At 70.7% G+C, this 6,565-nt stretch carries 4 protein-coding genes, 1 pseudogene and 1 riboswitch; of the genes and pseudogenes, 1 reads left to right on the top strand and 4 read right to left on the bottom strand.

The window, feature by feature from the left end; all coding sequences use genetic code 11:
* Positions 1-1,377 precede the first annotated feature (1,377 nt).
* Complete coding sequence (locus tag ACFO0C_RS42095; protein WP_378072640.1) at positions 1,378-1,992, top strand: GmrSD restriction endonuclease domain-containing protein; 615 nt, start codon at positions 1,378-1,380, stop codon at positions 1,990-1,992.
* Positions 1,993-2,205: 213 nt separating this feature from the next.
* Here ACFO0C_RS42095 and ACFO0C_RS42090 read toward each other — a convergent pair whose 3' ends face one another.
* The 4 genes and pseudogenes from ACFO0C_RS42090 to ACFO0C_RS42075 all read right to left on the bottom strand — a co-directional run.
* On the bottom strand, positions 2,206-2,793 hold the full coding sequence (locus ACFO0C_RS42090) for a GNAT family N-acetyltransferase (protein ID WP_378072443.1): 588 nt from the start codon (positions 2,791-2,793) through the stop codon (positions 2,206-2,208).
* 16 nt (positions 2,794-2,809) lie between these two features.
* Positions 2,810-2,926, bottom strand: a riboswitch (SAM riboswitch).
* A gap of 36 nt (positions 2,927-2,962) precedes the next feature.
* Complete coding sequence (dacB, locus tag ACFO0C_RS42085) at positions 2,963-4,384, bottom strand: D-alanyl-D-alanine carboxypeptidase/D-alanyl-D-alanine endopeptidase (RefSeq protein WP_378072442.1); 1,422 nt, start codon at positions 4,382-4,384, stop codon at positions 2,963-2,965.
* Positions 4,385-4,561: 177 nt separating this feature from the next.
* The gene (locus ACFO0C_RS42080) at positions 4,562-4,957 is read right to left on the bottom strand and encodes a ChaB family protein (protein WP_378072441.1); all 396 of its coding nucleotides are present in this window, start codon (positions 4,955-4,957) and stop codon (positions 4,562-4,564) included.
* An 18-nt stretch (positions 4,958-4,975) separates the two neighbouring features.
* A pseudogene (locus ACFO0C_RS42075) lies at positions 4,976-6,565 on the bottom strand (hypothetical protein); the annotation flags it as partial.

Genomic DNA, 6,565 nt, shown 5'->3' with positions numbered 1-6,565 from the left:
CCCGCCCCGCCCCGCCCCGCCCCGCCCCGCCCCGCCCCGCCCCGCCCCGGAGTAGGTTCGCCCAGCGTCGGTCAGCGCACACCGATCGCCGTTCGTGTGCGCTGGTAGTCGCCATGGCGCTATGCCGCGCGGTTAAGGGATTCCGGGATCGGCGACACCGGCTCGGATGGCCGATATCAACACGAACCGGATACATGGCTGACGGGCCGTCTTGCTTCGCAAGGCTGAGCGACATCTCCCCGTATCCCAAGGTCATGGGATGCCCGCTCGTGCGGTGACCGTCGACGTCTGCCGGGTTGGCCTTGGCCGATCTTGACCGGCTCACCACCGGAAACGGTGGCAAACTGGTCAAGATCCGGCGGGGCGACCGGTGAAGGTCGACAGTCACCACACCGGAGACGATCGAATGCCATCCGGAGCCGCTACTTCGGGTGCCCACTGACCGGCCCACGGATCCTGCCGGCGGCCCGCAGCGAGATCAAGCAACTCGGGCCCACCCGACAAGCCTGTTTCGGCAGGATGCCGATCACCCGGACGGGTATTGCCGACATGCGGAACCTCTTGAGTGCGCGGCATTGCGCCACAACAAAGATGAACGATCCCGATGAGTAGATTGTGGACTTTCATCGTCGCCATAAGCGTGGTGAGGTCGCACGTTGGCGTTCTGTTTGCTCCCGTCGTTGCTTCGGCCCGGGTGCCACCGCGGCCGGAGGTGACAGCGGCCGCGGCCATCGCCGACCCAGCCCGGAAAGCAGATTGGGTGCTCCTGTCCTCGCTGATCGCACGCCTGCGCGGGTGGAGGGCTGGCGGCAGCCGTGCGGCCGCTGACACCGGAGGGGTTCGCGAGTCGGTGGGCAATCATTTTCGGCCCGGTGAACGCGGACATGACGGAGGGCAACGCGAGGAGAGCGGCGCGAAGAGAGCAACGCGAAGGCGGGCGACGCGAAGGCGGGCGACGCGAAGGCGGGCGACGCGAAGAGGGGCGACGCGAAGAGGGGCGACGCGAAGAGGGGCGACGCGAAGAGGGGCGACGCGAAGAGGGGCGACGCGAAGAGGGGCGACGCGAAGTTGGGCGGCCAACGCAGGTGACCGAGGCCGACGGAGGGCGATCGAGGGGGGTAACGGCTTGGGCCGCATTCAGCCCGGCGGTCGCGGATCGGTCCTGCACCGGGACCGCGTCGCGGGGACAGCCACGGGGCCGTTCACAGCCCGTACAAAAGTTAAGGTCTTGTTTCAGGGGTGGGTTTGATCTTTTTTGTTCGGACATAAGAAATTCATGAACGTCATCATCCGGTGACGTCCGGCTCCCGTAGATCTGTGTAGTCCGAATCGGACGACATGAAGGAGCCGATCATGCCCCTCTCCCCCCGCCCCCTGATGGCCGGCGTCACGGCCGCATTGATCACTATCGGTCTGATGGTCTCCCCCGCCCAGGCCGCCCCCACCGGGATCCCGTCGAAGTCGACGGCCCAGACCTACCTCAACGCGCTGACCGTCGCCGCCGAGGCGAACGCCAGCACCTACGACCGTGATCTGTTCCCGCACTGGATCACCATCTCCGGGACCTGCAACACCCGGGAGACGGTCCTGAAGCGGGACGGCACGAACGTCGTCGTCAGCTCGGCCTGCGCCGCCACCTCCGGCTCGTGGTACTCCCCCTACGACGGCGCCACCTGGACCGCGGCCTCCGACCTCGACATCGACCACGTGGTGCCGCTGGCCGAGGCGTGGCGTTCCGGCGCCAGCGCCTGGACCACCAGCAGGCGGCAGAGCTTCGCCAACGACCTGACCCGCCCGCAGCTGATCGCGGTCACCGACAACGTGAACCAGTCCAAGAGTGACCAGGACCCGTCCACCTGGCAGCCGTCGGTCAGCTCCTACCGCTGCACCTACTCCAAGATGTGGATCGCGGTGAAGTACTACTACTCGCTGACCCTGCAGTCCAGCGAGAAGACCGCCCTCCAGACCATGCTCAACACCTGCTCCAGCTGATCAGGTCCGCGGTCCGGAGGTCGCCCTCCGGACCGCGCCACCACCACCGGTCCATCGCGCCGCCCGGCCAGAGCGCCGTCACACCGGTGCGGATCGCCTCCCGGTCCCGGCCGGCGGGTCGCTCAGCCCCACCACGAGATCCGCCGCGGCACCGTCTTCCTCCCGGCCATCCAACCCCGTACCTCTCGTCGAGGTCGTTCTGGGGCACATGGACTACCGCGTTTCGGACAACCGATGTTCCAGGTAGGCCCGACATTCCGGCCATTCCTCGGCGACGACCGAGAACAGCGCCGAGTCCCGCAGCCGTCCGTCCTCCCCTGGCGCCCAGGACCGCGACCAGTTCCGCAGCACCCCCTCGAAGCGGGCGCCGACCCCGGCGATCGCCGACCGTGACCGGGCGTTGCGGGCGTCGGTGCTCAGGCCCACCCGGCGCACCGACCACCCCTCGAAAGCCTGCTTGAACAGCAGATACTTGGCCTCCAGGTTGATCCCGGAGCGCTGCGCGGACGCGGCCAGCCAGGTGAACCCGACGTCGATCGCGGTCAGCGGCTCACCTCGCGGATCCCAGTAGGCGGTGACCCCGACCGGGCGGCCGGTCCGCACGCTGACCTGCGCGTACGGCGACAGACCGGCTCGGGCGAGCTGCTCGTCGACATAGCGGACGGCGGTCGCGGCGGTCGGCACCCACGTCCAGTCGTATGAGTCGCGGGACTCCTCTGCGGCCGCGGCCAGACCGGCGGCGTGATGCGGGGCGAGCGGCTCCAGCCGGACGAGACGGCCGTACAGCACAGGATGATTCATGAGGGTCACCTCGGAAGGTCGCGGCTTGCCCGGCGCGGGACACGCCGGACCCGGTCATCACCCGGGGCACCCCGCCCACGAAGCGGAGGGTTGCCGGCCAGCGAGCCGGGGCTTGACGCTGGCGCTCATGACCTGCGCGCAACATATCACCGCGGACGGCCGCCGTGGGTCAGGCGGCGAGTGCCACCGCGGCCTCGTCGAGGAGGGGGACGGCGGAGGCGACGGCGGCGTTCACGACGAACGAGAACACCAGGCTGCGGCCGTCGGCGGCGGTGACGTAACCGGAGAGGGCGTTGACGCCGGTCAGCGTGCCGGTCTTGGCGCGGACATTGCCGGCCGCCGCGGTTCCGCGCATCCGGTTGCGCAGCGTGCCGCCGATCATCGGGTCCGGGTTGCCGGCGACCGGCAGCGCGGCGCGGAACGCCGGGAACCAGGTGCGGCGCTGCGCCTTCTCCAGCAGCGTGGTCACCTGCCCGGTGGTCAGCCAGTTGCGGCGGCTCAACCCTGATCCGTCACCCATGGTGAGCAGCCTGGTGTCGACGCCGAGGCGGCCGAGGGCGCTGGTCGCGGCGGTGAGGCCGGTCGGCCAGTTTCCCGGCCTCGCCGGATCGGCAGCCCGTGACATCGCCTTGACCAGCAGTTCGGCGATGCCGTTGTTGGACAGCTTGAGGAACGGCGGCAGGATCTCGCTGAGCGGCCGGGACGACTGGGCGGTCACCGCCCGGGTGCCGGCGGGCACGGTTCCCCGGAGGGTACGCCCGGAGATCGTCACACCGTGTCGCCGGAGTGCCGCCGTGAACAGTCCGGCGGTCATCGCCGCCGGATCGGGCACCGACACCAGTGCCGTGCCCGACCGGCCCGCCCCGATCGCACCACTGACGGTGACGGTCCTCGTGCCGTGCACGCGTACCGCGGTGACGGCGTCGCCGCTGCCCCGGGTGGCGGCACGGTTGACGACCCGGATGCTGCCGGCCGGTGGCCAGACCCGTACGGCGGGCCTGCTCCCGGCCACTCCCCGGTACCGGATCTCGACGGCGGCGGTGTCGAACCGGCCGTTCGCGGCGAACGTCAGCGCCGAGACGGGGGCCGTGTACGCGGACGTCTCGTCCTGCCACGACCAGTCCAGCCCGAGCGGCACCCGGTCGAACCACGAGTCGTCGACGATCAGCCGGGCGTACCGCTTGGTCGTGCCCCGGGCCACCGCCGCGGCGAGCCGGTCGATCCGGGTGTACGTCAGCGTCGGATCGCCCTGTCCCCGCAGGTAGAGGTCCTTTCCGCGGCCCCGGACGCTGGTGCGGAACCGGTAGCCCGGCCCCAGCACCTCCAGGGCGGCGGCCGCGGTCAGCAGTTTCTGGTTCGACGCCGGCAGCACCCGCAGCCCGGCGTTGCGCCGGTAGACGACAGCGCCGCCGGCCGCCTCCCGCACGTCGACGGCGACGGTGGCCCCGGCCAGCCGCCGGTCCGCGAAGATCCGCTCCAGGTCACCGGCCAGAGTCCGCGGTGCCGAAGCGGTGGAAGCGGAGGCGGCCGGTGCGGGCAGGGCGAGCAGCGTGCCGGTCAGGGCCACCGCGACGGCGCGGGCAGTACGCATCGGGGGCTACCTCGGCGGACGATCCGGACGGGGACCGCCCGATCGTCGCACGTGCCCGGCCGCCGCCGTGGCGACCCCCGGCCGCCGTCCCCCTTCGGATGATCGTCGCCCGGTCGGCCGTGCCCACCGGGATGGTGCGGGCACGACCGCGGCGTGACCGATCAGTCGCGGCCGGGATCAGTCGCGGGCCCGGCGGGTCTCGCGGTCGTTGGCCTTCTGGATGGCCTCGACGAGTTCCGGCTTGGTCATCCGGGACCGGCCGGTCACGTCCAGACGCCGGGCGATGCCGAGCAGATGCTCCTTGCTGGCGTTGGCGTCGACGCCGCCGGCGGTCTCGGCCTTCGTGTCCCGGCTGCCGGCGGCCTTCGCGTCGCTCGGGCCCTTCCGCTTCTTCGCCTCCCAGTGGTCGCCGACCTTCTCGAACGAGTGCTTCACCGCGGAGAACGCGGTGCGGTGCGCGCGCTCGCCCTCGCCGTACTGCTCGACGGCGGAGTCGTGGGTCTTGATGAAGGTGTCCTGGGCCTTCTTCGGTGACCGTTTGAGGGTGTCGGGCAGTTCGTCACGTGTGGGCATACCCGTGGGTTGCCCGGGTCAGTTCGTGGCAAACCCGCCCCCGATCGGGGTGAGGGTGTACTTCGGCAGGCTGGACTGGCCGCTCCCGCCGTCGTCGGTGGTGTAGCTGCCGTCGGCGGCGATCGTGTAGTAGCGGTAGCGGCCGACCCGGTCCTGGACCATGATGCTGTCGATCCACCACTGCCCGGGGGTGGTGGTGGCGGGCAGGGTTCCGCCGATCACCCAGCCGTCCTCCTCGTTGCCCTCGGAGCCGCCGAGCCAGCTCTCCGCGCCGTCGGTACGGATGTGCGCCGAGATACCCACGACGCCGCTCATGTCGTCGGAGGCGTGGATGCGCATCCGTACGTCACGGTCGACGCTGTTGTCGCCGGTGCTGTCGCCGAGCATCTCGCCGCCGGTCAGATCGAGGGCCGGCTTGTCCCGGTCGGAGGTGGCGTCGCCGGTGATCGTGATGGTGGCCGGCCAGTTCACGCCGTCCTCGGCGTCGTCGGGGCGGAAGTACTGGCGGTAGCGGTTCGCCTTGTCCCACAGCGTGATGCCGTAGACCCGCCACACGCCCGCCGGCAGGTGCGCCGGGAGCATGCCGCTGACCTCCCAGTCGCCGTCGGTGATGGTGCCGCCCTCCACTAGCGTGCTGTTGCCGAGGTTGGCCTGGATTCCGAACGGCTCACTGACGCTGGTCAGGGCGATGCCGATCGAGTTGACCCCGGCCAGGTCGTCGGTGACCGGCAGGCGCAGGGTGGCCGTACGGTCGATGGTGTTGTCGAGCTCGCGCGGGGTCTGCCATTGCGCCCCGGTGAGGTCGGCCTCCGGACCGGCCGCGTCGTAGTCGCCGGTGACGGTGAGCGGGGTCAGGGTGGCGGTCCCGCCGTCGGTGTTCTCCTGGTTGAGACTGCCCTGGTAGGTCGCGGTCCCGTCGGGCTGGACGTTGTAGACCGTCCACCGGTGCACCCGGTCGGTGAGATAGACGCTGGCCAGGGTCCACTCGCCGGAGCGGGACAGCGCCGGGAGCTGGCCGGACATGGTGAACGTGCCGTCGTGGGTGTAGCCGACGGCCGGGGCGCCGTAACTCCAGAGCGAGAGGGTGGGCCCTTCCGGGTCGGGGTTGCGGAACGACACCGAGGCGTAGACGATGCCGCTGCGGTCGTCGGTGATGTGCGCGCTGACCGAGACGGTCCGCGGTTCGGTGTTGTCGACGGCGTTCTCACCGACCCACTTCAGCGAGGTGATGTCGATCAGCGGGACGGCCTTGTCGGTGCACTTGTCGCCGCCGGCGTCGTCCGGGTCCGGCACGCACGCGTTGAGGCCGGGACCGCCCTCGACGTCGTCGTTGCCACCTCCGCCGTCCATCCGGTCGTCACCGATGCCGCCGTCCATCCGGTCGTCGCCGTCACCGCCGTCCATGTCGTCGTTGCCGTCGCCGCCGATCAGCTCGTCGGTGCCGCCACCGCCCTGGATGACGTCGTCGCCGACGCCGCCGTCCATCTGGTCGTCGCCGTCGCCACCGGCCAGTTCGTCGTTGCCGGGTCCGCCGACGAGCTTGTCGCTGCCCTCGCCGCCGGTCGCGGTGTCGTCGTCGTCACCGCCACGCAGCGTGTCGTTGCCCGG

The sequence above is a fragment of the Actinoplanes subglobosus genome (assembly GCF_042650585.1).
GTDB lineage: Bacteria > Actinomycetota > Actinomycetes > Mycobacteriales > Micromonosporaceae > Actinoplanes > Actinoplanes subglobosus.
This window is presented reverse-complemented; position numbering and strand designations above follow the sequence as displayed.